We start from the raw sequence: 24,226 nt of genomic DNA on the forward strand, positions 1-24,226 counted from the left end.
AGTTATTGCAAATTGTCATTGTACGTCAATTAGCCTGATTTTGAAAGGCGTCTCTGCCTTTGCCATAAGGAAGTGAGCTACCTTGAGGGGGCGCGGCTCTGGGTTTTTCTGAAGGAGTCCAGAGTCCGAAGCAATCGCCGCTGCACGTCCTCCACGCTGCCAGCGGCGTCCACCTCGGTGAGCTTGCCCTGCCGTCGATAGTAGTCCACCAGGGGCCTGGTCTCAGACTCGTAGACTTTGAGGCGCGTGCGCACTGACTCGGGCTTGTCGTCGTCGCGCTGGTATAGCTGGCCGCCGCAGGCGTCACAGAGGCCGGGCTTCTTGCTGGGGGCGGTGACCGAGTTATACGTGGCTTTGCACTGGCGGCAAACCAGGCGTCCCGAAAGCCGCTTTACCAGCTCATCGACAGGCAATGTCATGAGCAGCGCAGAATCGACGGCCTGGCCCTGCTGGTCCAGCGCGGCGTCCAGGCGCTGGGCCTGGGTGAGGTTTCTGGGGAAGCCGTCCAGCATGAGGCCGGAAGCCGCCCCCGCCTTGCGCATCTCCTCCAACACCATATTGATGGTCACATCGTCAGGGACCAGAAAGCCTTTGGACATGAACTCGTTGGCCTTCTTGCCCAGGGGCGTCCCCTGGGAGAGGTGGTGTCGAAAGAGGTCGCCAGACGATATATGGCGGAGGTTGGTGGCCTCCGCTACCAGCTTGGCTTGAGTGCCCTTGCCAGCGCCGGGAGGTCCCAGCAGGATAACGATTCGGCTGGCCTTGCCGCTCAACGTAAGAACCCTTCGTAGTTGCGCATCTGGAGCTGGGCCTCAAGCTGCCGCAGGGTATCCAGGGCCACGGACACAAGAATGAGAAGGCTAGTGCTGCTTAAGGTCAGCGCCTGGACGTCGGTGATGTTGGACGCCAGGAAGGGAATGATGGATACAAAGCCCAAAAAGAGGGCGCCGCCGACGGTCAGCCGCAGGATAACACGGTTGAGGTATTCCTGAGTGGGCCTCCCCGGCCTGATGCCTGTGACAAAGCCGCCGCCCTTTTGCAGGTTTTCCGCCAGGTTCTGCTGCTGGAAGGTCACAAAGGTGTAGAAGAAGGTGAAGGCTACCACCAGGATAAAGGTCAAGATCCAATAAACAGCATGAGTAGGTCCAAGGACGTTGGCCATCCAGCTAGCCGCGTCGCCCACGAACCACGACTCGTCCGCCAGGAAGGTGGCGATGGTGCCGGGCAGTATGACCACGGAAAAGGCAAAAATCAAAGGAATCACGCCGGACATATTCACGCGCAACGGGAGGTAGGAACTGCCCGCCTGTCTATACATACGTCCCGCGCGGAAGATGCTGCGTCCGTACTGAACAGGAATGCGCCGGTGCGCCTCGTTAAACACGACGATGAGGGCGATGATCAGGATGCCGATGACCGCGAAGGCGAAGAGGCCGCCGAAGTTGTCGTTGGTCAGGAAGCCCTGCTGGATGAGACCGGGGAATCCGGCCACTATGCCCGCGAAGATGATGAGGGATATGCCGTTGCCTATGCCGCGCTCGGTGATAAGCTCGCCGAGCCAGACCAGGAACACCACGCCGGCAGTCATGGAAAAGACGGCGGCGGTAGTCGGCATTAGGGCGTCGCCGGTAAATCCTATGTCCGCTATGACGCCCGCATTTTTGAGCAAAAGGAGCTGCCCATAGGCCTGGGCCATAGCTATGGGTACGGTAAGCCAGTGTATCAGCCGGTTAATCTGCTGCCGCCCCTGCTCGCCCTCTTTGGAAAGGGCCTGGAGACTCGGAATCAAAGGCACCAGCAATTGGATAACGATGGACGCGGTGATGTAGGGGAAGACGCCCAGAGCAAGGATACTCAGGTTGCGAAGGGCGCCGCCGCTGAACAGATCGAGGAAGCCCAGCAGTTCCACTCGATCGAAGAGGCTGTCCAGGGCCGCCTTGTCGACGTCTGGCACAGGGACCTGCGCCACCAGTCGATAGAACGCCAGCAGTGCAAAGGTAAAGAGAATCTTGTTGCGAAGGTCCGGGACCTTTAGGGAATCCAGAGCGGCCTGGAGAAGCCTGGGCCGGCCTTGCGTCTCCTGGGCCATCATGTCTGGAGGAGTTCCGCCTTTCCCCCAGCGCCCTCGATTTTCTGTTTAGCGGAGGCGCTGAACTTGTGGGCGGTGACGGTCAGGGCCTTGGTCAAAGAGCCGTTGCCAAGGACCTTCAGGGGGTGCTTTGTGTTTCGGACAAGGCCAATCTGGACCAGGCTTTCCAGGGTCACAGGGCCCTGGCCGCTGTAACTCTCCAGGTCGCCGACGTTCACCACCGAGTATTCAATTCTGAAGATATTGGTAAACCCGCGCCGCTCGGGCAGGCGTTTGATAAGGGGCAGCTGGCCGCCTTCAAATCCCGGTCTCATGGGCTTGCCTGAGCGGGACTTCTGGCCCTTCATACCCCGGCCTGAGTAGGACCCGCGGCCGCTGCCGTCGCCGCGGCCTACGCGTTTGCTTTTTCGCCTCGCGCCCTTTTTGGGGCGCACCAGATGCTCCATCATGACTTTGCTCCAGATTTACGAGAGGCAGCCTTGCGAGGGCTGTCCTTCACTTCTTCGATTTCCAGCATGTGGCTGACTTTGCTGATCATGCCTCGAATGGTGGGGCTGTCGTGATGCACCACGGAGTGCTGCAGCCTCTTGAGGCCCAGGGCTTCAATCACCCTTCGCTGCCGCTGGCTGTAGCCGATCAGACTTCGCTTCCAGGTTATTTTCAGGTTAGACATATTGAATTACTCTACGCAGTCTTGGCCGGGGCGGCCCTGACAGGCTCAGCGGGGACAGCGCCTGGTGTCTTACGGCGGGCCATTTCCTCGGCGGGGTTCTTTAGTTCCCGCAAGGCGGTAAGCGTGGCGTAGATGACGTTTATGGGGTTGCGGGAGCCCAGGGACTTAGCCACGGCATCCTTGACGCCGGCGGCGTCTAGGACGGAGCGCATGGCGCCAGAGGCTATGAGGCCCGTGCCGGCGGGGGCTGGCTTGATTAGCACGTGGGAGGAGCCGTGTTTGGCGGTGGTCTCCTGGGGGATGGTGCTGCCCTTGAGAGGTATCCTGACCATATTCTTGCGGGCGTTGGCGGCTCCCTTGCGGACCGCGTCCGGGACAGCCTTGGCCTTGCCCAGGCCCGCACCCACCTGCCCCTGGCCGTCGCCGATAACCACCAGGGCGTTAAATCGAAGGTGCCGTCCGCCCTTGACCACCTTGGCGATGCGCCGGGTGTGGACAACCTTCTCGGACATTCCACCGCTGTCGCCGCCCATGCCTCCGCGGTCGCGGTCTCTGGGCGGGCGTTCTCTGTTCATGGGCGAGCGTTCTCTATTCATCCTAGTTGTCATTTAGAACTGCAGGCCTCCCTCTTTGGCGGCGTCGGCAAGGCTCTTCACCCGGCCGTGAAACCTATAGCCACCCCGGTCAAAGACCACCTTGGTAATTCCTTTTTCCTTCGCCTTTTTCGCGATGGACGACCCCACCAGCTTGGACGCAGAGACCTTAGAAGCCTTCTCCGCCTGCTCGCGAAGCTCTTTGTCCAGGCTGGAGGCAGAGGCCAGAGTAGTATGCTGGGAGTCGTCGATGATCTGGGCGTAGATGTTGCTCAGGCTGCGGAACACGCAAAGGCGGGGCCGCTCCCCGGTCCCAATGACCTTATTTCGGACTCGCCTGTGGCGAGCCAGCCGCAGGACCCGGCTATTTTTCTCTTTAGGCATAAGGAAAGACTTCTCCGAAATCTAATTAAGCTAGGCCTTTTTGGCGGCCTTGCCAGGCTTGAGGTGCAGTACCTCGCCGGCGTACTTGATGCCCTTCTCTTTATAGGGGTTGGGCGGGCGGACGCGGCGTATCAGGGCGGCCATCTGGCCCACCTTCTGCTTGTCGCAGCCGGTAACGGTTATCTTGTTCTGCCCATCGACTTTAAGGGTCACGCCTTCCAGCGGCTGAATCTCCACAGGATGGCTGAATCCCACGTTCAGAGTTATGCCCTTGCCCGTAGGCTGGGCGCGGAAGCCCACGCCCATGATTTCCAGCCCCTTTTCGTAGCCCGTAGTGACGCCGGCCACGCCGTTGTTGATAAGGCTCCGGGTGAGGCCGTGGAGGGCGCGGTGGAACTTACTGGGAGAAGTGCGCTCCACCACAATCTGCCCGTTTTCGACCTTGACCTTGACCTCGGGGTGGAAGGGCTGGGTCAAGGAACCCTTAGGGCCTTTTAGCGCTACCGCGTGGTCCTTGATTTCGACCTGAACACCCTTGGGGATGGGGATGGGCTTTCGGCCCACCCTCGAAAGGGTTTTTTCCTGTTCGTTGGCGCCGTTATTACCAGACATAGCAGAGCAACTCCCCTCCGATGCCTTTTCGCCAGGCCTCGTTGCCGGTCATCATACCTTCCGGGGTGGAGATTATAGCGGTGCCAAGGCCGCCGAAGATGCGGGGTATCTCCCCCTTGCTGGCATATACCCGCAGTCCGGGCCTGCTGGCGCGTTTGATGCCGCGAATGGCGGAGTCCTTGCCGCGATAGAGGAGCTGTATCTTCAAGGTCGACAGCGGCTTGCCGGCCACCACCTCAAAGTCCCGAATGAAGCCCTCCCGCTTGAGGATAGAGGCAATGGCGACTTTAGACTTGGATGAAGGCAAGGCGACATTTGGATGCCGCACCGCGGCGGCGTTCCGTATTCGGCTCAGCATATCGGCTATAGGGTCGCTGGGTACAGACATATTATTCCTCCTACCAACTGGCCTTTCGGACGCCCGGGAGCTCGCCCCGGAGGGCCATCTGCCGGAAGCAGATACGGCATAGACCGAAGTGCCGGATGAAGGCCCGGGGGCGGCCGCAGCGGTTGCAGCGGTTGTGGGCCTGGACTTTGAACTTTGGCGTCCTCTTCCACTTTTCTATTTTGGATGTTTTAGCCACGTTGTTCCTCTACTGTGCTTTCGCGAAGGGCATGCCGAGAAGTTCCAGCAGGCGGGCGGCCTCGCCGTCGTTCTTGGCTGTTGTCGTTATCGTAATCTGGAAGCCGCGTATGCGGTCCACCTGGTTGAACTCAACCTCCGGGAAGATGATCTGCTCGCGCAGCCCCATGGAGTAGTTGCCCCGGCCATCGAAGCTGGAGCGGGGCACGCCGCGGAAGTCGCGGATGCGTGGGAGGGCCACGTTGATGAGGCGGTCGAGGAAATAGCCCATGCGCTCGCCTCTAAGGGTTACGGCTACGCCGATGGGCATGTTCTGTCGAATCTTGAAGGCGGATATGGCCTTCTTGGCCTTGGTCACCACGGGCTTCTGGCCGGCGATGGTGGTCAGATTGTTGGTGGCGAACTCCAGGGCCTTGGCGTTCTCCTTGGCCTCGCCCAGACCGATGTTCAGGACAACTTTCTTCAGACGCGGGACCTCCATGACGCTCTTGTAGCTAAACTCCTTCATCATGGCGGGCACCACGTGGCCCTTGTAGCGTTGAAATACGCCGGGGACGGCCTTCTGCACCGGGGCCTTGGGCTTCTCAGCAGGAGCGGCGGCCTTAGCGGCGGGCCTGGCCTTGGCTTCGGCGGGAGCGCCGCCTTTGGCGCCAGGCTTGGCCTTTGCCTCTGCCGGCGCGGCGCCTTTGGCCGCGGGCTTTGCCTTGGCTTCGGACTTGGGTTTAGCCTCGCTGGCGGGCTTGGCGGCGCGGGGCTTGGGCTCCTTGGCCTCGGCGGGCGCGGCGCCCTCGGGAGCTTCACCCTTGGGAGCCGCCCTTCGCTGCCGGGGCTTCTTGTCTCCGTCAGTAGTCATCCTAGGTAATGGTCTCCTTGCATTTTCGGCAGATGCGCACCTTGTTGCCGTCCTCCAGCTTCTTGAAGCCGACTCGCACGGGGTTGCTGCAACTGGTGCATATTAACATAACGTTGGAGATGGATATAGGCGCGGGCTGCTGCACTCGTCCGCCCTGCCGCACCGGCGGGACGGGCTTGACGTGTCGGGTCACTACGTTGACCCCTTCCACAATCAGACGGCCGGTCTGAGGATAGACCCGCTCCACCTTCCCTCGCTTGGCGCGGTCTTTGCCGGAAGTGACCAGTACGGTATCGCCCTTGCGGATATTCATTAGACCACCTCCGGGGCTAAGGAAACTATCTTCATATAGCCCTTTTCTCGGAGCTCACGGGCGACGGGGCCGAAGATGCGGGTGCCTCTGGGATTATCAAGTTTCTCGGTCATAATAACGGCAGCGTTGTCGTCAAACTTAATGAAGGTGCCGTCGGGTCGGGCGTAGTTCCGGGCGGTGCGGACAATGACGGCCTTCACCACCTCGCCCTCCTTAACGGTGCCGGCGGGAAGGGCTTCTTTAACCGCGCAAACGATGATATCGCCCACGGCGGCGTAGCGGCGGCGGCTGCTGCCGGGTATGTTGATGCACATGAGCTCTTTGGCGCCGGTGTTATCGGCGGCGGCCAGCCTGGTGTAGATCTGGATCACGGCTGGGCCTCCTGCTTCTCTTCCTCGGCCTCGGCCTTGGCGGCGTCCTGGTTGCGGGCCCCGGTGGACAGTATCTCCGAGTCCAGCTCCGCGGGCTTAACCTCGGCGACCTCGCGGCGCTCGATGATGTTCGTGACGCGCCATCGCTTGAGGCGGGAGATGGGCCGGGTCTCCTCGATACGCACCAGGTCGCCGACGGCGCATTCGGACTCGCCGTCATGGGCGTAGAACTTGGTAGACCGCTTCTGGGCCTTGTTATATATAGGGTGCCTCTGCTGCCACTCGACAGCCACCACCACCGTCTTGGCCATCTTGGTGCCGATGACCCGTCCGACTCGTTCTTTTCGTCGTTCTTTACTCATTATTGGACCTTCTGAAGTTGCCTCTCCCTGGCCACGGTCTTGAGCCTGGCCAGCTTCTTCCGCGTCACGCCCAGCTGGGACGTGTTGGTAAGCTGCTTGGTGGCATGCCGGAAGCGCAGGTTCAGCAGCTCCTTCTGAGTATTATCGATCTCTTTCTCTATGCTCTCGTCCGACAGGTCTCGGACTTCCTGGATGCGCATATAAGTCCTCTATTCCGTTCCCATGAGATTGGCGAGATTATCACGGGAGACCATTTTCACGGGAATAGGCAGCTTGTTGGACGCCAGCCGGAAGGCCTCGGACACAGTGGCCTTGTCGGCGCCGGCGACTTCGTACATGATGCGGCCCGGCTTCACCACGGCGACCCAGTGGTCCACCGGAGCCTTGCCGCCGCCCATGCGGGTTTCGGCCGGCTTCTTGGTGACCGACTTGTCGGGGAAGATAGTGACCCACACCTTGCCGCCTCGTTTGAGGTGGCGGGTGATGGCGACGCGGGCGGCTTCTATCTGGCGGGCGGTTATCCATCCTGGTGACAGGGCCTTGAGGCCAAAGTCGCCCTGGTTAACCGTGCTGCCGGCCACGGCCTTGCCCTTCATGTTGCCGCGCATGGCCTTGCGGTATTTTACTCGCTTAGGTTGTAGCATCCTCAGTCTCCTCGTCCTCTGCTCCGGCGCTGACCGTGACCTGAATCGTCTCCATCTCTTCCGTCCGCTCGGCCACAGGCGTGGGCGCCGTAGTGCCTTTGTAAATCCAGACCTTGACGCCGATTCGTCCCATGACGGTGGAGGCTTCGGCGTAATCGTAGTCGATATCCGCGTTGAGGGTATGCAGAGGGACGCGGCCCTCCATAATCTTCTCGGTGCGGGCGATTTCAGCGCCCATGATGCGGCCCTTGACGATAATCTTGATGCCCTGGGCGCCGGCCTGCATGGCGCGCTGCACAGACTGCCGCATAGCGCGGCGGAAGGAGACGCGGCGTTCCATCTGGTCGGCGATGTTGCGGGCCACCAGGTAGGAGTTCAGCTCAGGCTGCTGTATCTCCAGGATGTTGAGCTGGATGCGCTTGCCGGATATGGACTCGAGCCGGCTCCTGAGCTTCTTTACCCGCTCGCCGTCGCGGCCAATGAGGATGCCGGGGCGGGCTGAATGAATATTGATGACGATATCCTGGTTGCCGCGATCGATCTCGACCCTGGCGATGCCGGCGTCGGAGAAGGAGCGGTACTCGTCCCGGATGGCGTTTCGTATAGACAGGTCGCTGAGGACCAGCTCGCTATACTGGCGGCCCCGGGGGACGAACCAGTGGGTCTGCCAGTCCTTGATGACGCCGAGCCTAAAGCCGACCGGATGTGTTTTATGTCCCACTAGCTTGCCTCCTGGTCCACTACCACCGTCAGATGAGAAAACCGCCTGTTCATTCGACCAACCCTGCCACGAGCGTGGGGCTTGAAGCGGCGCATAGACTCGGCCTGGTCGGCGGTTATGCGCACCACCCGCAGGCTTTCCCGGTCCATCAGCAGGTTATTTTCAGCGTTGGCCGCCGCCGACTGAATAGTCTTGGCTACGATTCTAGCCCAGGGCGACGGCATAAACTCCAGCACGGCAACGGCCTCCGCCACCTTTTTGCCCCGGACCAGGTCCAGGAGCGGCATGAGGCGCTTGTGGGAGGCCCCCACTTTTTTAGATACGGCTTTAACGGCAGGCATAGTTTACCCTTCCTTTGTCTCTGCGCCGCTGGCGGCGGCCTCGGCGGCCCGGAGGCCAAAGCCGCGGAAGGTGCGGGTGGGAGCAAACTCTCCCAGCCGGTGGCCGACCATGTTTTCAGTGATGAAGACCGGCACGTGGCGGTGCCCGTCGTGGATGGCTATGTTAAGGCCTATCATCTCGGGCATTACAATGCTGCTGCGGGACCAGGTGCGGATGACCGACTTCTGGCCGGAGCGCTGTTGGGCCATGACCTTCTTTTGCAGCTTGGGATGCACATAAGGGCCCTTTCGTATAGAACGGGACATGCCCTATCTCCTTCTTTCTCTGACGATAAGAGTTTTGGACTTGCGCTTGTTTCTGGTCTTAAACCCGAGGGCCGACTTGCCCCAGGGCGTCTTGGGCCCGGGCAGGCCGATGCCGGTGCGGCCTTCGCCGCCGCCATGGGGATGGTCCCGGGGCGTCATGGCGCTGCCTCGCACCGTGGGCCTGCGGCCTCGATGCCTGGTCTTGCCGGCTTTGCCGAGGATGACGTTCTTGTGGTCCACGTTGCTGAGCTGGCCTATGGTGGCGCGGCATGTGCCCGGCACGCGGCGCACCTCCCCGGAGGGCAAGCGAATAAGCACATAGATGTCCTCTCGCGAGAGCACCTGGGCCGCCGAGCCGGCGCTGCGCACCAGCTTGCCGCCCTGGCCGGCTATCAGCTCCAGGTTGTGCACCAGGGTGCCCGTGGGGATATTCCGAAGGGGCAGGCTGTTGCCGGGCTTGATGTCTGCGGTGGGGCCGGAGGCCACGTTGGAACCGACGGCCAGGCCCAGGGGGGCCAGGATATAACGCTTCTCGCCGTCAGCATAGTTCACCAGGGCGATGCGGGTGGTGCGGTTGGGGTCGTACTCGATGGTGACCACCTTGCCGGGCACGCCGTCCTTGTCGCGCCGGAAGTCGATGACGCGGTAGTGGCGACGGCTGCCGCCGCCGCGATGCCGCACGGTTATCTTGCCGCGGAAGTTTCGCCCGCCGCTTTTAGACTTGGCCCTCAGAAGGGCCTTTGCAGGCTTGTTGGTGGTAACGTCCTTATAGGAGGGGTGCGCGGCGTTGCGCGTCCCCGGAGTCATTGGTCTAAGAACTTTGAGTGGCATGCCTACAACCCCTCGATAAGCTGAATCTTGTCGCCGGGCCGCAGGGTCACAATAGCTTTCTTCATGTCCGGCGTGCGCATCATCCTGGGGCCGTACCGTTTGGCCTTGCCCCGGTTGAGACAGATATTGACGTCCACCACCTTCACGTTAAAGGTCTTCTCCACGGCCTCTTTAATCCTGATCTTATTGGCCTGGGGAGACACCTGGAAGGTGTATTTACCCGACTCCTGCTGCGCGGTGCCCTTCTCAGTTATGAGAGGCTTGACAAGGACTTCCTGCATGGTTAACGCCATATCTAGGCCTCCGCTTCCGCGGCCTGGGGGGCCCAGAGGTCCTCGGCGCGGCGTATGGCGTCGAGGGCGATGATGACTTTGTCCCGCTTCAAGACCTCGCCGGCGTTGAGCTGGTCCACGGGCAGCGTCCAGACCTTAGGCAGATTCCTGGCGGCGTTAACAACATTAGGCTCCGCCGACGCGGTCACCAGCAGAATCGACTCGTTGATACCCAGGGCCTTCAAGGCCTGGGCCATGCTCTTGGCGTGACCGTCCAGGTCGGCGAAATTTTCTACCAGCACTAGCTTGTCCTGCTTCACCTTCTGGGAGAGGGTGCATCGCAGGGCCAGGTGACGAATCTTCTTGGGCAGATCGCGGCGGTAGCTGCGGGGCTTGGGACCGAAGGCGATGCCGCCGTGCCGCCACTGGACCGCGCGGGTGCTGCCCTGCCGCGCGCGGCCGGTGTGCTTCTGCCGCCACGGCTTCTTGCCGCCGCCGGAGACCTCAGCGCGGGTCTTGGTGCTGTGGGTGCCTTGCCGCTGGTTGGCCTGGTAGATCACCATAGCCTGATGGACGACAGTTGGATTGAAGGGGGCGGCCACCAGGGTGTCGTTGACCTGCACGCTGCGCAGGGCTTCACCCTTGAGATTTTTTACTTGAAGTTCCATGAAATATCAGCCTTAGATTAGGACTTTGCGGCGGGCTTAGGTTGAGGTTTAGGGGCCTCCGCCTTGGGGGAAGCGGCGGTCTTGGCCAGGCCCTTGGCGGCGGGCTGGGCCCTGGGTGCGGTAGGCCTGGCGGCTTTCTTGCCGGTCCTGTATACCATTAGCACGTCTTTGGGTGACCCTGGAACGCCGCCCTTGAGCACCAGGATGTTCTTGTCCTGGTCCACACGGACCACTTCCAGATTCTTAATCGTAACCCTGTCGGACCCCATATGCCCGGCCATCTTTTTGCCCTTCCAGACACGTCCGGGCCGCGTGCCCGAGCCCACCGAGCCGGGTCCCCGGAGCCGGTCCGACTGGCCGTGGGTTCTGGGACCGCCCTTGAAGCCGTGGAGCTTGACGCCCCCCTGGTAGCCCCGACCCTTGGTGATGCCGACCACGTTCACCAGGTCGCCGGCGGCGAAGATGCTGGGGCCGAGGGTCTGGCCCACTGTCAGGCCCTCCAGTTTTTCGGCGGGGACTTCCCGGAGGTGGCTGAAGAGTCCGCCCGAGGCCTTGAGGTGGCCCTGCTTGGCCTGGGGCACTCGTTTGACCGAGCCGAACCCCAACTGGACGGATTGATAGCCGTCCTTTTCTTTGGACTTGATCTGGGTGACAGTGCAAGGCCCGGCCTCCAGGACCGTGACTGGAACTACAGACCCGTCGGCCTGCATTACCTGGCTCATGCCTATTTTCCGGCTAACTATCGCTTGAATCACAGAAGATTCCTTGTCTTACAGCTTGATGGAAATATCGACGCCGGCGGGAAGGTTGAGGCGGGTCAGGGCGTCGATGGTCTTGGCGGTGGGTTCCAGGATGTCGATGAGCCGCTTGTGGGTGCGGATCTCAAAGTGCTCGCGGGAGTCCTTGTCGATGTGGGGCGAGCGGATAACGCAGAAGCGCCGTATGTGGGTGGGCATGGGCACCGGGCCGGCCACGTTGGCGCCGGTCTGCTCCGCCGTCTCCACAATCTGCGTCGCCGACAGGTCTAGAGTCTTGTGGTCGAAGGCCTTGAGGACGATTCTTATTTTTTGAGATGTTTTGCTTACCATAAATGTCTATTCGCCTTTAATAATGGCAGCCGCGATGTGCTGGGGCACCGGCTCGTAGTATTTGAACTCCATGGTCTGGCTGGCACGGCCCTGACTCATGGACCTGAGGGCTGTAGTATATCCAAAGGACTCGGCCAGGGGAACCAGGGCTCTTATCTGCTGGAGGTTGTCGTCGCCCTCAATGCTCTTGATCTGGCCGCGCCGGGCGTTAAGGTCGCCCAGGACGCTCCCCAGATACTCGCCGGGCGTTACTACTTCCATCTCCATAATCGGTTCCAGGAGAATGGGGCCGCCCTTGCGAATAGCCTCCCGGAAAGCTATGCCGCCCGCGGCGCGGAAGGCCATTTCCGAGGAGTCGACGTCGTGGTAGCTGCCGTCCACCAGGGCCACTTTGACATCCACCACGTGGAAGCCGGCCACGGGGCCGTTTTCAGCAGCCTCGCGGACGCCCTTCTCGACGGCGGGTATGAACTCGCGGGGTATAGAGCCGCCGGCAATCTTGTTTTCGAAGACCAGGCCGGCACCGCGTTCCAGAGGCTCCATTTCAATCCAGACATCGCCGTACTGGCCGTGGCCGCCGCTCTGCCGGACAAACTTGCCCTGGACCTTGGTGGTCCTGGTGACAGTCTCGCGATAAGAGACCTTGGGCTTGCCCACGTTGGCGACGACGCTAAACTCGCGCTTCATGCGGTCGACAAGCACGTCCAGGTGCAGCTCGCCCATGCCGGAGATAATGGTCTGACCCGTCTCCTTGTTCTGGTTGACAACAAAGGTGGGGTCTTCTTCGGACAGCTTGCGGATGGCGTCGATGAGCTTGTCGCGGTCCGCTTGGGAGATAGGCTCGATGGCTACTGAAATAACGGGCGAGGGGAACTTGGGTGGTTCCAGGACTATGGGGTTAGCTTCTTCGCAGATGGTGTCGCCGGTGAAGGTCTCCTTCAGTCCGATACACGCCGCGATATTGCCGGCGGTAATCTCCGCCACCTCCTCGCGGTGGTTGGAATGCATGCGAAGGACGCGGCCCAGCCTTTCGCGACGCTTCTTGGTGGAGTTGTAAACCACGGCGCCGGCCTTGACCGATCCGGAGTATATGCGCAGATAGACCAGCCGGCCCACGAAAGGATCGGTCATCACCTTCATGGCGAGGGCAGACAGCGGCTCGTTGTCATCGGCTTTGCGAATAACCTTGGCGTCGTTGTTGGGGTTGAAGCCTTCCACCGGCGGGACGTCGGAGGGGGAGGGCAAATAATCGACAACGGCGTCCAGCAGCGGGGCCACGCCCATGGTGCGGAGGGCGCTGCCGCAGAGAACAGGGAATAGCCGGCGGTTGATGGTGGCTTGCCTGAGGGCGGCCTTAAGCTCGGCCTTGCTGATATCCTCGCCCTCCAGGTACTTGATCATGAGGGCGTCATCCGTCTCGGCGATGCGCTCGATCATGGCATCGCGGTACCGCTGGAAGTCGCCCTTCAGGTCCTCAGGAATCGGCCCGACCTGGAAAGCCCCGGCGTCGCCGAAGATATAGGAGTGGCCCTCCATAAGGTCCATAACGCCCTTAAAGCTGGACTCCTGGCCTATAGGCGCCTGCACAGGCACGGCCTGGGCCTTTAGCCGGTGCTTAATGGAAGTTATGGTGCGCTCGAAGTCGGCGCCGGTGCGGTCCATCTTGTTGACAAAGCAAATGCGGGGCACCTGGTACCGGTCAGCCTGCCGCCACACCGTCTCCGACTGGGGCTGCACGCCCGCCACCGAGTCCAAAACCACAATGCCGCCGTCCAGGACTCGAAGGCTGCGCTCCACCTCGGCCGTGAAGTCCACATGGCCCGGGGTATCGATGATATTGACCTGGTAGTCCTTCCAGGGGATGGTGGTAGCGGCGGCGGTGATGGTGATGCCGCGCTCCCTCTCCTGGGGCATCCAGTCCATGACGGCTGTGCCGGCGTCTACGTCACCTATCTTATAGGTGCGTCCGGAGACAAAAAGGACCCTCTCGGTAACGGTGGTCTTTCCGGCGTCGATGTGAGCGATGAATCCGATATTGCGGATTCGATTTATAGGCGTGCGTGTAGGCATGATGACAGGGCCCAATCAAGGTAGGCAGCCGCTCCTCCTCACCACCTGTAGTGAACAAAGGCGCGGTTGGCCTCTGCCATCTTGTGGATATCTTCGCGCTTCTTCACGGCGGTGCCCTCGCCGCGGGCGGCCTCGATCAGCTCTACCGCCAGCCTCTTATTCATGGGCTGGCCTTTTCTGCCCTGGGCGGAGGTCAAAAGCCATCGCATAGCCAGGGCTTCGCTTCGCTCGGGGCGGACTTCCACGGGGACCTGGTAGGTAGCGCCGCCCACGCGCCGGGGTTTGACTTCCAGGAGGGGTCGGGCGTTCTCCATAGCCTGCTTTAGGACTTCCAGGGCGTCCCGCTTGGTCTCCTGCTGCATTATATCCATAGCCTGATAGACAATACGCTGGGCAACGCTCTTCTTGCCGCGCCGCATAAGGCGGTTGACGAGGCGGGACACCTCGACGCTGTTATATCGAGGGTCCGGGGGCGTAGGGCGCCTTTCGGCGCGTCGTCGTCTGGACACGGGTCGTTAGCCTTCTTTCCTAATTGCTGTCGTTAAGCGGCCTTGGGGGCTTCCGCGCCGTACTTGCTGCGGCCCTGGCGGCGGTTTTCCACGCCCTGGCAGTCCAGGGTGCCGCGAATGATGTGATATCGAACGCCGGGGAGGTCCTTGACCCTGCCGCCTCGAATCATAACCACCGAGTGTTCCTGCAGGTTGTGGCCCTCGCCGGGAATATAGGCGGTGACTTCGAAGCCGTTGGTAAGGCGCACCCTGGCAATCTTACGCAGGGCGGAGTTGGGCTTCTTGGGGGTCATGGTGCGCACCTGGACGCAGACGCCGCGGCGCTGGGGCGCGCCCTGGCTCCACTTTGTCTTGTTGGACAGCGAGTTGTGAATCCAGTGCATGGCCGGAGACTTGGACTTAGTCCTGACCTTCCTCCGACCTTTTCTGACTAGCTGGTTAATGGTGGGCATAGCTCTTCCCTGTTCTAATAAAGGACAAATACGAACTCTACCAACAACGGCTTAAAATGTCAACCGCCACGGGACGAGTTTTTCGAAAAGCGAAACATGGCTGGCAAGCCGCGCTGACGTGCTAACCGCTTTTCGACATGGCTTCCATGACAATGTGCATATCTTTGTCGCCACGACCGCTGAGGCACACTAGAATCGTCCGCTCCGGGTCTAGTTTCGGCGCCAGGGTTGTGACGTGATAGACGGCGTGGGAAGGCTCCAGGGCGGGTATGATGCCTTCCGCGCGGCAGAGCAGGTTGAAGCCTTCCAACGCTTGCTCGTCAGTAACTGCCACATAGTCGGCGCGGCCCGAGTCCTTGAGATAGCTGTGTTCCGGCCCGACCCCGGGGTAGTCCAGCCCCGGCGATATGCTGTGGGTGTCCGACACCTGTCCATTCTGGTCTTGCAGCAGGTACGACAGCGCCCCGTGAAGCACCCCCGGCTGCCCCGCCACCAGCGTCGCGGCGTGGGCCTTGGTGCCGACCCCATGCCCGCCCGCCTCCACACCCACCAGCTTCACGCCCTTGTCCTCGACGAAGGCATGGAAAGCGCCGATGGCGTTGCTGCCGCCACCAACGCAGGCGACGACATAGTCGGGCAGCTTGCCCTCGGCCTTCAATATCTGCTCTCGCGCCTCGGTGCCAATCACGGATTGGAAGTCACGGACTATCATCGGGTATGGGTGAGGCCCTACTGCGCTGCCCAGAAGATAGTGGGTAGTCTTGACGTTGGTCACCCAGTCGCGGATGGCCTCATTGATGGCGTCCTTTAGGGTGCGGCTGCCGGCATCGACGGTGCGCACTTCCGCGCCCAGCAGCTTCATTCGGAAGACGTTCAGCGACTGGCGTCGAATATCCTCGGCGCCCATGTACACGATGCACTCCAACCCCAGCATGGCGCAGGCGGTGGCGGTGGCGACGCCGTGCTGCCCCGCGCCAGTCTCGGCGATGATGCGCTTTTTGCCCAATCGTTTGGCCAGCAGGCCTTGACCCAGGGCGTTGTTAATCTTGTGAGCGCCGGTGTGGGCCAGGTCTTCCCGCTTCAGGTATATCTTGGCGCCGCCGAGTTTGCGGGTGAGGTTGGCGGCGAAGTAAAGGGGCGTGGGCCGCCCGACGAAGTTGTTTAGCAGATAACCGAGTTCTTTTTGGAACTCTTTGTCTTCTTTCAGCTTGGCGTAGGCCTGCTCCAGCTCATCCAGGGCGGCCATAAGCGTTTCGGGGACAAACTTGCCGCCGTAAGGGCCGAAGCGCCCGCGGCGGTCGGGAAGTTGGGAGGACCTGGTCTTGGATGTCATGACTTCTTTCCAGCGGCCACCGACGCGCGGCGGGCCTCTGCGATAAACGATTTGATTTTTGTAGTGTCCTTGACGCCATTAGTCTCAATGCCGCTGGACACGTCCACGCCCCACGGGTGTACGGCAGCGATAGCTTGGGAAACGTTGCTGGGCGTAAGGCCTCCAGCGAGAATAAATCGATGCCCGAGGTCGGCAACTCTGGCGGCGATGACCCAGTCGAAGGCCTCACCGGTGCCGCCCTGAAGACCCTCTACTAATCGGTCTAAGGTTACAGTGTGGCCGGCCTTGATGTATGGGCTTATTTTTTCGGAAAGGGCATGAGCGGCGGGTCCTATATCTATCCCAGCAGGGACATGGAAAACTTTAATAATGCCTGCTTCTACTTTCCCACAGTAGTCCAAACTTTCTTTGCCGCAAAGCTGCGCCATATCCAACCCGGCCTCGTTAATGGTGCGGTTTATTTCCTCCAACGGCTGATCGGCGAAAAGGCCGACGATTTTGTGGGTGGGATTTGGGCCGGTGGTCCGAACGGCATCTACGATAGCCCTGGCCTGCTGCGTGGTGACTCGCCGCCTGCGCCCGGGCACAAAAACGATGCCTAGAAAATCGGCGCCGGCCTGCGCGGCCACGACGGCATCCTCGGGCCGCATAAGGCCGCAGACCTTGACCTTAACCACGGCGCGGCGCCTCGACGGCCTGGCCTGCCAGCTCCCGCACCTTGGCCGCTGTGTCCTTGGCTGTCACCAAGGCTTCGCCCACCAGCACAGCGTTGACTCGCAGGGCGCGCAGCTTAATCACGTCCTGGGCCGTGAAGATGCCGCTCTCGCTGACGATGATTTTGCCTCGCGGGACTTTGGGCGCCAGGCGTTCAGTAACCGATAGGTTGGTCTTAAAGGTGTGCAGGTCTCGGTTGTTGATACCGATGATCTCTGCGCCGGCCTCGATAGCTTGCTCTAACTCGGCCTCGTTGTGGACTTCGACAAGGGTTTGAAGCCAGAACTGCTGGCAGAGCTTGAGCAGGTCTTTAAGCTGCTGCGGAGAGAGAATAGCGACGATGAGCAAAAGGGCGTCCGCGCCCCAGGCCCGCGCTTCCAGGACCTGATAGGGGTCGAAGATGAAGTCTTTACGGAGGACGGGTGTGCGTCGGGCTTTGGTAGCCTCTTTGACGGCCATTAGATGCTCGGGCGTCCCTTGGAATCGTGGGTCGGTGAGGACTGATATGGCGGCGGCGCCGTTGTTGACATAAGTGTTCAATAGCGCGACGGGGTCGAAGTTGGGGGCTAAGAGGCCGCGAGACGGCGAGGCTTTTTTGACCTCGGCGATGAGCCGCACGCGGTCGCCCATCAGAGCGCCGGAGAGGTTCAGGGGCGTGGGCTGCGATTTGATGCGCTGCTCAAGCTGCGATTGAGGCACCTGGGCCTTCTGGGCCTCCAGTTCCTTCTTCTTCTCGGCAACGATTTTTTCCAGGATGGTGGGCATGAGATCTTGCTGTTAGACGGTTACTTCCGTGCCGCTCTTAACGAGACTTTGGAGCGCGCCCAAAATAAACTCGCTTCCACCTTGCACCTCTAACAGGACTGGCTTCCCATGCTTCGTGAAATGGAAGATTATGCCATTCCTTTCGGAAGCGTATTCATAGGGCTCATTAGAGAGCTTCACCATCAGAATGTTGACTTCTTTATCGTAGCTAAACTTCATATTCTGAACGCCTCCCAGGGTATAAAGTCACCACCACTATCTCTTGCTCTGTCTCTTCAAGAACAACCTCCAAAGTAGCTTATCACTAGAAAGGCTTTTGAGCGATTTTCCTTCCTTCACGACCGTCAAGCAATGCGGAGGGAGAATTTATTATATCTTCCACAATGGAAACGTTCAGAGTGAATCCCAGGGAGACAGCCTCTTGAATTTTCTGTAGAGCATGATCCGTGAAACGTACGGTTTTCACCCACACTACCCTACGTCGTCGCCAGCCGCTGGGTCAGGGCCACCAACTGCCTCGCCTTAGCGATGGCCGCGCCGCTTTTGATAGACTGCTCAGCCAGGGCCGCGCCTTCTTTGAAGTCCTTGGCCTTGCCGCCCACTACCATTACCGCCGCCGCATTGGCGACCACTATATCCTTAAACGGCCCCGGCGTGCCGCTGAGGACCTCTCGCAGCAGGTAGGCGTTATGACGGGCGTCGCCGCCGCGGACGGCGTTGCGCGAGAAGGTGGGGAGGCCGAAGTCGGCTGGGGCTATGTCGTATTCGGTAATGGCGCCGTCCTTCAGGTCCCACACATGGGTCTTGCCGCCCAGAGTCACCTCATCCAGCCCGTCCTCGCCGTGCACCACCATGGCCCGCTCCGCTCCCATCAGTTTCAGCACCTGGATAAGCTTCTCGCCTAGCGCCGGAGTCGCGACCCCGAGAAGCTGCCGCCTGGCGCGGGCCGGGTTGGTCAGGGGGCCGAGGATGTTGAACACGGTGCGGATGCCGATTTCCTGCCGCACAGGCAGGGCATGCTTCATCGCCAGGTGGAAGGCGGGCGCGAACATAAACCCGATGCCGACTTCATCGATGCACTGCTTGACAGCTTCCGGCGACAGATTGAGCTTGACGCCCACCACCTCCAGCACATCGGCGCTGCCGGCCTTGCCGGAGACGGCGCGGCTGCCGTGCTTAGCGACTTTCAGCCCCGCGCCAGCGGCCACGAAGGCGGCGGTGGTCGAGATGTTGAAGGTGCCGGTGCGGTCTCCGCCAGTGCCGCAGGTGTCAACGACATCGCCGGGGGCTTCCACCCGGAGGGCTTTGTTGCGCATGACGGTGGCCATGCCTGCCAGCTCCTCGGGCGATTCGCCCTTCATGCGCAGGGCCGTCAAAAAGGCGCCCAGTTGGGCCGGCGTGGGCTTGCCCTCCATGATCTCGTCCATCACCGTGGAGGCCTGCTCGATGGAAATAGACTTGCCGGACACTAGCTGTTCGATGGTCTCTTTAATCATCGTTTTATCTTTGACATAACTTTTCGGCGAAGAAGGCTGGGACTGTGGGAATTATATTACCAGGACAAAACATGAGCTAATTCCCCTATGCCTACTTCGGCTTCTTCCAGCTTTCCACTCGATTCAAGTAGTTCCTCAGCAGGTCGTGGCCCACCTTGGTCATAATCGACTCAGGGTGGAACTGGACTCCCTCGACGGGCAGCTTTTTGTGGCGCACACCCATAATGAGGCCGTTACTGGTCCAGGCCGTTTTTTCCAGTTCGTCGGGCAGGGTTTCAGGGTAGATAACCAGCGAGTGATATCGAATAGCCTCGAAGGGGTTGGGCAGGCCCTGGAAGACGCCTTTGCCGTCATGGTGGATAAGGGAGGTCTTGCCGTGCATGATTTCGCCCGCCACGTCCACCGTGCCGCCGTACACCTGTCCCATGCACTGATGGCCCAGGCACACGCCCAGGATAGGCAGCTTCTCGCCGAAGTGGCGGATAACGTCGTTAGATATGCCGGCCTCTTTGGGAGTGCAGGGGCCGGGTGAGATAACGATGCCCTGGGGCTTCAGGTCTGCGATCTCCTCCAGCGATATTTTGTCATTTCGATATGTTTTTACGTCCGCACCCAGCTCGCAGAGGTACTGGTACAGGTTGTAAGTAAAGCTGTCGTAGTTGTCGATGAGCAGTATCACGGCTAGTTAAGCACCTCGATAAATTCCAGCCAGTTGCCGTCCGGGTCCTGGGCCATGACGGTGCGCCGCGCCAGCTTGCCGTCGATATAACGCTCCATGGGCGAGTTGAGGAACCGCAGGCCTAGCTTAGACTTCTCGCGATAGAAGGTCTCCATGTCCTCGATGTAGAAGCCGAGGTGGGCCGCGCCGATATCCTTCAGGCCTTTGTCAATCCGAACGCTGGGCGGGAAGAAGTATTTCACGAGTTCTAGATAGTGGCCGTTGTCCAGCTTCAGGAAGGCGACTTTAATGTGGCAGTCCTTGTAGCCCAGAAGCTGCTCCGCCGGCGGGCCGCTGAGTTCGCCGAAGCGGTCGAATTTGAAGCCGAGGACTCGAGTGTAGAAATCGATAGCCTTGTCCATGTCCTGAACGACGAAGCCGGTATGGAAAATCGATTTGAGCATAGCTTATCTCCCCTCGGCCCGGTCGATGGCACGGAGCAGGGCGCCAGCCTTGTGCAGCGTCTCCTGGTACTCAGGCTCCGGCTCGCTGTCGTACACTATGCCGCCTCCGGCCTGGACGTAGGCGATGCCGTCCTTCAGTACCATGGTGCGGATAGTGAGGGCGGTGTCGCAGTTGCCTGAGAAGCTGAAGTAGCCCACGGCGCCCGAGTAGGGACCGCGCTGCTCCTTCTCCATCTCGGCGATGATCTCCATAGCGCGGATTTTAGGCGCGCCGGAAAGGGTACCGGCGGGGAAGCATGAACGCATGGCATCGAAGCAGGTGTACTCGGGCTTCAGCAGACCGGTGACCTGGGAGACAAGGTGCATGACGTGGGAATACCTGTCCACACCCATAAGCCGCGACACCTTCACGGTGCCCGTCTTGCTGACCCGGCCAAGGTCGTTGCGGGCCAGGTCCACCAGCATGATGTGTTCGGCGCGCTCCTTTTCGTTGTTCACCAGCTCCTTCTCCAAGGCTATGTCCTCGGCCTCGGTCTTGCCGCGAGGGCGTGTGCCAGCGATGGGGTGGGTGGTGATGCGCCCCTCTTCGACTTGCAGCAGCATCTCCGGCGACGCGCCGATGATCTGGAAGCCGTCCAGGTCCAGGTAGTACATGTAGGGCGACGGGTTGATGGTGCGCAGGGTGCGGTAGATGCGGAAGGGCGCGGCGTCGGTGCGGCGGGCCAGCCGCTGGGAAGGCACCACCTGGATGACGTCGCCGGCGACGACGTACTTCTTCACCCGCTGCACCATGTCGTGGTAACGCTCGCGGGTGAAGTTGGAGGTGTAGGGCGTCGAAGTTGATGGCGCCGATGCAGGCTCCTTAGGCAGCGGCCCCTCCAATCGTTCCACCACCTTATCGATGCGGCGGCACGCTTCTCGATACCCAGCCTCAATGTTGCCATCGACGCGGGCCAGGCTTACAACCTTGATGTCGTGGCGTAGGTGGTCGAAGACCAGGAGGGTGTCGGTGAGCATGAAGAGCGACTCTGGAACGCCGATGGTGTTGGCCTTGGGTATGGGCACGCGAGGCTCGAAGTAGTGGACCACGTCGTAGGCCAGATACCCCACGGCGCCGCCGTGGAAGCGGGGCAGTCCCTGGACCGGCGCCAGCTTGTACTTAGCCAGCTCTTTCTGAATGGGCGCCAGAGGGTCAACCGAGCCCAGCTTGGTGCCGGGACCGGTCTTCACCACCGAATACGGCTCCGTGCCGATGAAGCTGTACCGGCCCACCCGTTCGCCACCCTCGACGCTTTCCAGTAGGAAGGAGTACGGCGGCTTTGCCACCTTGAGATACGCGGACACGGGCGTCTCCATGTCGGCTGGGACCTCCCGGTACACGGGGATGAGGTTGCCCTGGGAGGCCAGGGCCCTGGCCTGGTCGAGGGATGGCGTGTACATCTCGGCTACTCTCCGGCCACGCGCTCGAGGACCCGTTCGTAACCCTGGGGAATTTGGAGGCGCTGCTGGCCCTCCCGCTGGTCTATGTTGTCCATAAACTCCTTTAAGCTCCCAATAAAGTCTTCGAACTCCTGGTGGTCCAGCACCACCGCCAGCTTGTTGCCCTTCTCATCGACGACGAACTGGGGGTAGCTTGGCGCTTGTTTCTGTAGAAAACGACGGCTGTAAGAGTAGCCCTCATCAAACAGACGGCACGCCCACTGGATAACGTCGGCCTTGTTTTGCTCCGTTACCTTGACGCTGCCGCGCCTGACGGGCAGGTTGAAACGCATGCTCCTGGTCTCAAAGGTCTTGCCCGAGGTCTCTCGCTCGATGCCGCTGAAGTAGAACTCCAGGGAATCCGGCGTCTTGGACGGGAAGAGGCAGGACATGACCTCGCTGCTGCTGCCCTTACGAGTGATAGGCGTGTTGTAAAAGGTAAACCCCACCGACCACTCATTGGGGGCGTACATGGCCTGTCGCGTCCGAATCGAGTCTCTATTGCTTTTCTCGGTTACGCAGTCGTAAACCGAGAGAAAGGCCTCCGCCTGGGCGTTGGTCAACGCGTTGGACATCCTGACTATCCGGTCCTTGACTTCAGGACGGTTCTCTGAGTAGTCCGGCAGGATGTAGTCCAGCATCAGCTCCCTGACCTGCTTTCTTACGTCTGTTTTTACACCGACCATTTTCACACCTCCCATAAACGATAAGCCCCGTCCAAAAAGGGACGGGGCTTATTCCGTTATGCCACCCTAAATTCTCGAACCAAGATATGCGCGACGCTTAGGCGTTACCGCCATCATGCCGCCGGCTGTTAACGGTGCCCGCCGAAAGGCCTGTGACTCGCAGTCCAGGTCGGTCCATTCGGTTCCTCCGCCTCTGGGCGCCGGGTTCCCACCACTCCCCGGCTCTCTGGGCCCCGCGTAAGGCCTACTACTCCGACCAGCCTTTGGATATTAAGTTCTATTAAATACTACGGCTGTTTTGTTGAAGTGTCAACTGAAATTTGTCACAACCAAACGACCCGTAGAAGCCGATTATCACAGGCAGCGGGCCGCCTCTCGCTCGATGTACTCGCGCATCTCTGATGGCAGCCGCACATCGCCGGCCTTGGCGTTTTCGATGATGCGGGACGGCTTGGTGGTGGCGGGGATGAGGGTGGTGATGGCGGGATGGCCCAGGTCCCACGCTAGGCATGCCTGGCCCCAAGTCTCGACACCGAACTCCTCCAGGGGACGCAGATCCGGCTGGCGCTTGAGTCCTGTCACCAGCGTTCCCTTCCCCACTGGCCGCATGACGATGACGCCTATGCCCATATCCTCGGCTACGGGCAGCACCCGCTCCTCCACCTGCCGCTCCAGGAGGTTATAGGGTATCTGTATGGTGTCCACTCGACCGGACCGCATGATATCGATCATCTCAGGGTAGAACTCGGGAATGAAGTGGCTGAGGCCGATGAGGCCAATCTTGCCCTGGGCTTTCAGCTCCTCCAGGTAGGGCAGGTGGGTCTTCCAGTCCACCAGGTTGTGTATCTGAAAGACCTCAATGTGGTCGGTGCCCAGCAGCTTGAATGAGCGAGCGATCTGCTTCCGGCCCGTCCCCTTGCCGGCGCACCATACCTTGGTCGCCAGCGTCACCTTGTTTCGCCGGCCCTGGACGGTCTGGCCGAAGACGCCTTCGGCGCGGCGGTACATGGGCGAGGTGTCCAGGAAGGTGGTCCTGTGGGCTATGCAGTTGTCGATGATGCGGCGGGCGTTGTCGATGTCCGCCGGGGCTTCGACATCGAAGCCTGAAGAAGAGGCGCTGCCCATGCCGATGACGGGCACGCTGAGATGTTTGAGTTTTCGAGTCTGCATTAAGGCTCCTTAGAGGCTGGGAAAATCGCCGAGATTATAGCTTACGCGGGTACAGGCAGACCACGAGGGGTGTTAAGATAGCTTTGTGAAACGCGAAAATATCCGTAACTTCTGTATCATTGCTCACATAGACCACGGCAAGTCTACGTTGGCCGACCGGCTCCTAGAGCTGACGGGCACAGTGGACCCTCGCCAGATGGCCGCGCAGTTCATGGACTCCATGGACCTGGAGCGGGAGCGCGGCATCACCATCAAAGGCAAGGCTGTGCGAATGACCTACCGCCACCCCGTCGGCCAGGAGTACCAATTCAACCTCATCGACACGCCGGGACACGTCGACTTCACCTACGAGGTGTCTCGAGGACTGGCGGCATGCGAAGGGGCCTTGCTGGTAGTGGACGCAACCCAGGGCGTGCAGGCGCAGACCCTAGCTAATGTTTACCTGGCTATGGAGCGCGATCTGACTATCATCCCCGTCATCAACAAAATCGACGCGCCCGCCGCCGAGCCTGACCGGGTGGCCCGGGAGCTAGAGCAAGTCTTCGGATTCAAGCCCGAGGAGGCCCTGAGGGTCTCGGCTAAGGATGGCACGGGCGTAGGCGAGTTGATGGAGGCCATCGTCGAGCGTATGCCGCCGCCCAAGGGAGATCCCACCAGCCTCCTGCGGGCGCTGATTTTCGATTCCAGCTACAACTTATATAAAGGCGTGGTGGCCTACGTGCGGGT

Annotated in this window: 37 protein-coding genes; 1 reads left to right on the forward strand and 36 read right to left on the reverse strand. The window is 60.6% G+C overall.

From position 1 onward, the window contains the following. Nucleotides 1-77: 77 nt before the first annotated feature. From FJ320_04865 to FJ320_05040, 36 genes are all read right to left on the reverse strand, one after another. Entirely contained in the window at nucleotides 78-752 is a 675-nt protein-coding gene (locus FJ320_04865) for an adenylate kinase (protein ID MBM3925306.1), read from the reverse strand. A 17-nt stretch (nucleotides 753-769) separates the two neighbouring features. Next, entirely contained in the window at nucleotides 770-2,092 is a 1,323-nt protein-coding gene (secY, locus tag FJ320_04870; protein MBM3925307.1) for a preprotein translocase subunit SecY, read from the reverse strand. After that, nucleotides 2,089-2,538 carry a 50S ribosomal protein L15 gene (locus tag FJ320_04875; GenBank protein MBM3925308.1) on the reverse strand — a complete coding sequence of 150 codons (450 nt, stop codon included), beginning with the start codon at nucleotides 2,536-2,538 and terminating at the stop codon, nucleotides 2,089-2,091. The genes secY and FJ320_04875 overlap by 4 nt, the downstream gene beginning before the upstream one ends. Then, the gene (gene rpmD / locus FJ320_04880; GenBank protein MBM3925309.1) at nucleotides 2,535-2,762 is read right to left on the reverse strand and encodes a 50S ribosomal protein L30; all 228 of its coding nucleotides are present in this window, start codon (nucleotides 2,760-2,762) and stop codon (nucleotides 2,535-2,537) included. The genes FJ320_04875 and rpmD overlap by 4 nt, the downstream gene beginning before the upstream one ends. Before the next feature lie 11 nt (nucleotides 2,763-2,773). After that, entirely contained in the window at nucleotides 2,774-3,295 is a 522-nt protein-coding gene (locus FJ320_04885; GenBank protein ID MBM3925310.1) for a 30S ribosomal protein S5, read from the reverse strand. A 75-nt stretch (nucleotides 3,296-3,370) separates the two neighbouring features. After that, nucleotides 3,371-3,739: a 50S ribosomal protein L18 gene (locus tag FJ320_04890; GenBank protein MBM3925311.1), complete on the reverse strand. Its 369-nt coding sequence runs from the start codon at nucleotides 3,737-3,739 to the stop codon at nucleotides 3,371-3,373. Between the two features lie 30 nt (nucleotides 3,740-3,769). Continuing rightward, nucleotides 3,770-4,351 carry a 50S ribosomal protein L6 gene (locus FJ320_04895; protein ID MBM3925312.1) on the reverse strand — a complete coding sequence of 194 codons (582 nt, stop codon included), beginning with the start codon at nucleotides 4,349-4,351 and terminating at the stop codon, nucleotides 3,770-3,772. Next, nucleotides 4,341-4,739, reverse strand: a complete 399-nt coding sequence (gene rpsH, locus FJ320_04900) for a 30S ribosomal protein S8 (protein MBM3925313.1) — start codon at nucleotides 4,737-4,739, stop codon at nucleotides 4,341-4,343. Before rpsH ends, FJ320_04895 begins: the two co-directional genes overlap by 11 nt. A 10-nt stretch (nucleotides 4,740-4,749) precedes the next feature. Further along, nucleotides 4,750-4,935 carry a type Z 30S ribosomal protein S14 gene (locus tag FJ320_04905; GenBank protein MBM3925314.1) on the reverse strand — a complete coding sequence of 62 codons (186 nt, stop codon included), beginning with the start codon at nucleotides 4,933-4,935 and terminating at the stop codon, nucleotides 4,750-4,752. Between the two features lie 9 nt (nucleotides 4,936-4,944). Then, nucleotides 4,945-5,787 carry a 50S ribosomal protein L5 gene (gene rplE, locus FJ320_04910; protein MBM3925315.1) on the reverse strand — a complete coding sequence of 281 codons (843 nt, stop codon included), beginning with the start codon at nucleotides 5,785-5,787 and terminating at the stop codon, nucleotides 4,945-4,947. Nucleotide 5,788: 1 nt separating this feature from the next. Next, nucleotides 5,789-6,100, reverse strand: coding sequence for a 50S ribosomal protein L24 (locus FJ320_04915; GenBank protein MBM3925316.1), 312 nt, complete (start codon nucleotides 6,098-6,100; stop codon nucleotides 5,789-5,791). Then, nucleotides 6,100-6,471, reverse strand: coding sequence for a 50S ribosomal protein L14 (gene rplN, locus FJ320_04920; GenBank protein MBM3925317.1), 372 nt, complete (start codon nucleotides 6,469-6,471; stop codon nucleotides 6,100-6,102). Before rplN ends, FJ320_04915 begins: the two co-directional genes overlap by 1 nt. After that, nucleotides 6,468-6,833 (reverse strand): 30S ribosomal protein S17, encoded by a 366-nt coding sequence (gene rpsQ, locus FJ320_04925; protein MBM3925318.1) that lies wholly within the window; start codon nucleotides 6,831-6,833, stop codon nucleotides 6,468-6,470. The genes rplN and rpsQ overlap by 4 nt, the downstream gene beginning before the upstream one ends. Then, on the reverse strand, nucleotides 6,833-7,033 hold the full coding sequence (locus FJ320_04930; GenBank protein MBM3925319.1) for a 50S ribosomal protein L29: 201 nt from the start codon (nucleotides 7,031-7,033) through the stop codon (nucleotides 6,833-6,835). Before FJ320_04930 ends, rpsQ begins: the two co-directional genes overlap by 1 nt. Before the next feature lie 9 nt (nucleotides 7,034-7,042). Further along, nucleotides 7,043-7,477 carry a 50S ribosomal protein L16 gene (gene rplP / locus FJ320_04935; GenBank protein ID MBM3925320.1) on the reverse strand — a complete coding sequence of 145 codons (435 nt, stop codon included), beginning with the start codon at nucleotides 7,475-7,477 and terminating at the stop codon, nucleotides 7,043-7,045. Next, nucleotides 7,464-8,198 carry a 30S ribosomal protein S3 gene (rpsC, locus tag FJ320_04940; protein ID MBM3925321.1) on the reverse strand — a complete coding sequence of 245 codons (735 nt, stop codon included), beginning with the start codon at nucleotides 8,196-8,198 and terminating at the stop codon, nucleotides 7,464-7,466. Before rpsC ends, rplP begins: the two co-directional genes overlap by 14 nt. Next, nucleotides 8,198-8,539 (reverse strand): 50S ribosomal protein L22, encoded by a 342-nt coding sequence (locus FJ320_04945; GenBank protein MBM3925322.1) that lies wholly within the window; start codon nucleotides 8,537-8,539, stop codon nucleotides 8,198-8,200. Before FJ320_04945 ends, rpsC begins: the two co-directional genes overlap by 1 nt. Before the next feature lie 3 nt (nucleotides 8,540-8,542). Further along, on the reverse strand, nucleotides 8,543-8,845 hold the full coding sequence (gene rpsS, locus FJ320_04950; GenBank protein MBM3925323.1) for a 30S ribosomal protein S19: 303 nt from the start codon (nucleotides 8,843-8,845) through the stop codon (nucleotides 8,543-8,545). A 3-nt stretch (nucleotides 8,846-8,848) separates the two neighbouring features. Then, nucleotides 8,849-9,676 carry a 50S ribosomal protein L2 gene (gene rplB, locus FJ320_04955; protein MBM3925324.1) on the reverse strand — a complete coding sequence of 276 codons (828 nt, stop codon included), beginning with the start codon at nucleotides 9,674-9,676 and terminating at the stop codon, nucleotides 8,849-8,851. 2 nt (nucleotides 9,677-9,678) lie between these two features. Further along, nucleotides 9,679-9,969 (reverse strand): 50S ribosomal protein L23, encoded by a 291-nt coding sequence (locus FJ320_04960; protein ID MBM3925325.1) that lies wholly within the window; start codon nucleotides 9,967-9,969, stop codon nucleotides 9,679-9,681. A gap of 2 nt (nucleotides 9,970-9,971) precedes the next feature. Beyond that, complete coding sequence (gene rplD, locus FJ320_04965) at nucleotides 9,972-10,616, reverse strand: 50S ribosomal protein L4 (protein ID MBM3925326.1); 645 nt, start codon at nucleotides 10,614-10,616, stop codon at nucleotides 9,972-9,974. 17 nt (nucleotides 10,617-10,633) lie between these two features. Next, nucleotides 10,634-11,371: a 50S ribosomal protein L3 gene (locus FJ320_04970; protein MBM3925327.1), complete on the reverse strand. Its 738-nt coding sequence runs from the start codon at nucleotides 11,369-11,371 to the stop codon at nucleotides 10,634-10,636. Between the two features lie 15 nt (nucleotides 11,372-11,386). Further along, a complete protein-coding gene (rpsJ, locus tag FJ320_04975; GenBank protein MBM3925328.1) occupies nucleotides 11,387-11,704 on the reverse strand; it encodes a 30S ribosomal protein S10 in 318 nt (105 codons plus the stop codon). 6 nt (nucleotides 11,705-11,710) lie between these two features. Beyond that, complete coding sequence (gene fusA, locus FJ320_04980) at nucleotides 11,711-13,774, reverse strand: elongation factor G (GenBank protein ID MBM3925329.1); 2,064 nt, start codon at nucleotides 13,772-13,774, stop codon at nucleotides 11,711-11,713. Between the two features lie 38 nt (nucleotides 13,775-13,812). Beyond that, a complete protein-coding gene (gene rpsG / locus FJ320_04985; GenBank protein MBM3925330.1) occupies nucleotides 13,813-14,283 on the reverse strand; it encodes a 30S ribosomal protein S7 in 471 nt (156 codons plus the stop codon). Nucleotides 14,284-14,315: 32 nt separating this feature from the next. Next, the gene (locus FJ320_04990) at nucleotides 14,316-14,735 is read right to left on the reverse strand and encodes a 30S ribosomal protein S12 (protein ID MBM3925331.1); all 420 of its coding nucleotides are present in this window, start codon (nucleotides 14,733-14,735) and stop codon (nucleotides 14,316-14,318) included. A gap of 121 nt (nucleotides 14,736-14,856) precedes the next feature. Further along, entirely contained in the window at nucleotides 14,857-16,068 is a 1,212-nt protein-coding gene (trpB, locus tag FJ320_04995; GenBank protein MBM3925332.1) for a tryptophan synthase subunit beta, read from the reverse strand. Next, entirely contained in the window at nucleotides 16,065-16,745 is a 681-nt protein-coding gene (locus FJ320_05000; protein MBM3925333.1) for a phosphoribosylanthranilate isomerase, read from the reverse strand. Before FJ320_05000 ends, trpB begins: the two co-directional genes overlap by 4 nt. Beyond that, a complete protein-coding gene (gene trpC, locus FJ320_05005) occupies nucleotides 16,738-17,547 on the reverse strand; it encodes an indole-3-glycerol phosphate synthase TrpC (GenBank protein ID MBM3925334.1) in 810 nt (269 codons plus the stop codon). The genes FJ320_05000 and trpC overlap by 8 nt, the downstream gene beginning before the upstream one ends. Before the next feature lie 12 nt (nucleotides 17,548-17,559). Beyond that, the gene (locus tag FJ320_05010) at nucleotides 17,560-17,766 is read right to left on the reverse strand and encodes a DUF2283 domain-containing protein (GenBank protein MBM3925335.1); all 207 of its coding nucleotides are present in this window, start codon (nucleotides 17,764-17,766) and stop codon (nucleotides 17,560-17,562) included. A gap of 257 nt (nucleotides 17,767-18,023) precedes the next feature. Next, complete coding sequence (trpD, locus tag FJ320_05015; protein MBM3925336.1) at nucleotides 18,024-19,043, reverse strand: anthranilate phosphoribosyltransferase; 1,020 nt, start codon at nucleotides 19,041-19,043, stop codon at nucleotides 18,024-18,026. A gap of 91 nt (nucleotides 19,044-19,134) precedes the next feature. Continuing rightward, nucleotides 19,135-19,722 (reverse strand): aminodeoxychorismate/anthranilate synthase component II, encoded by a 588-nt coding sequence (locus FJ320_05020; GenBank protein ID MBM3925337.1) that lies wholly within the window; start codon nucleotides 19,720-19,722, stop codon nucleotides 19,135-19,137. Between the two features lie 2 nt (nucleotides 19,723-19,724). Further along, nucleotides 19,725-20,165 (reverse strand): VOC family protein, encoded by a 441-nt coding sequence (locus FJ320_05025; GenBank protein ID MBM3925338.1) that lies wholly within the window; start codon nucleotides 20,163-20,165, stop codon nucleotides 19,725-19,727. Nucleotides 20,166-20,168: 3 nt separating this feature from the next. Then, nucleotides 20,169-21,605 (reverse strand): anthranilate synthase component I, encoded by a 1,437-nt coding sequence (gene trpE / locus FJ320_05030; GenBank protein MBM3925339.1) that lies wholly within the window; start codon nucleotides 21,603-21,605, stop codon nucleotides 20,169-20,171. A 5-nt stretch (nucleotides 21,606-21,610) separates the two neighbouring features. Next, nucleotides 21,611-22,330 (reverse strand): hypothetical protein, encoded by a 720-nt coding sequence (locus FJ320_05035; GenBank protein ID MBM3925340.1) that lies wholly within the window; start codon nucleotides 22,328-22,330, stop codon nucleotides 21,611-21,613. Nucleotides 22,331-22,684: 354 nt separating this feature from the next. Beyond that, nucleotides 22,685-23,500, reverse strand: coding sequence for an aldo/keto reductase (locus tag FJ320_05040; protein ID MBM3925341.1), 816 nt, complete (start codon nucleotides 23,498-23,500; stop codon nucleotides 22,685-22,687). A gap of 85 nt (nucleotides 23,501-23,585) precedes the next feature. On the opposite strand from FJ320_05040, the gene FJ320_05045 reads away from it, so the two are divergent. Next, on the forward strand, nucleotides 23,586-24,226 hold a 641-nt coding region (locus FJ320_05045), incomplete at its 3' end, for a GTP-binding protein (GenBank protein MBM3925342.1).

This window comes from SAR202 cluster bacterium, assembly GCA_016872285.1.
GTDB lineage: Bacteria > Chloroflexota > Dehalococcoidia > Lucifugimonadales.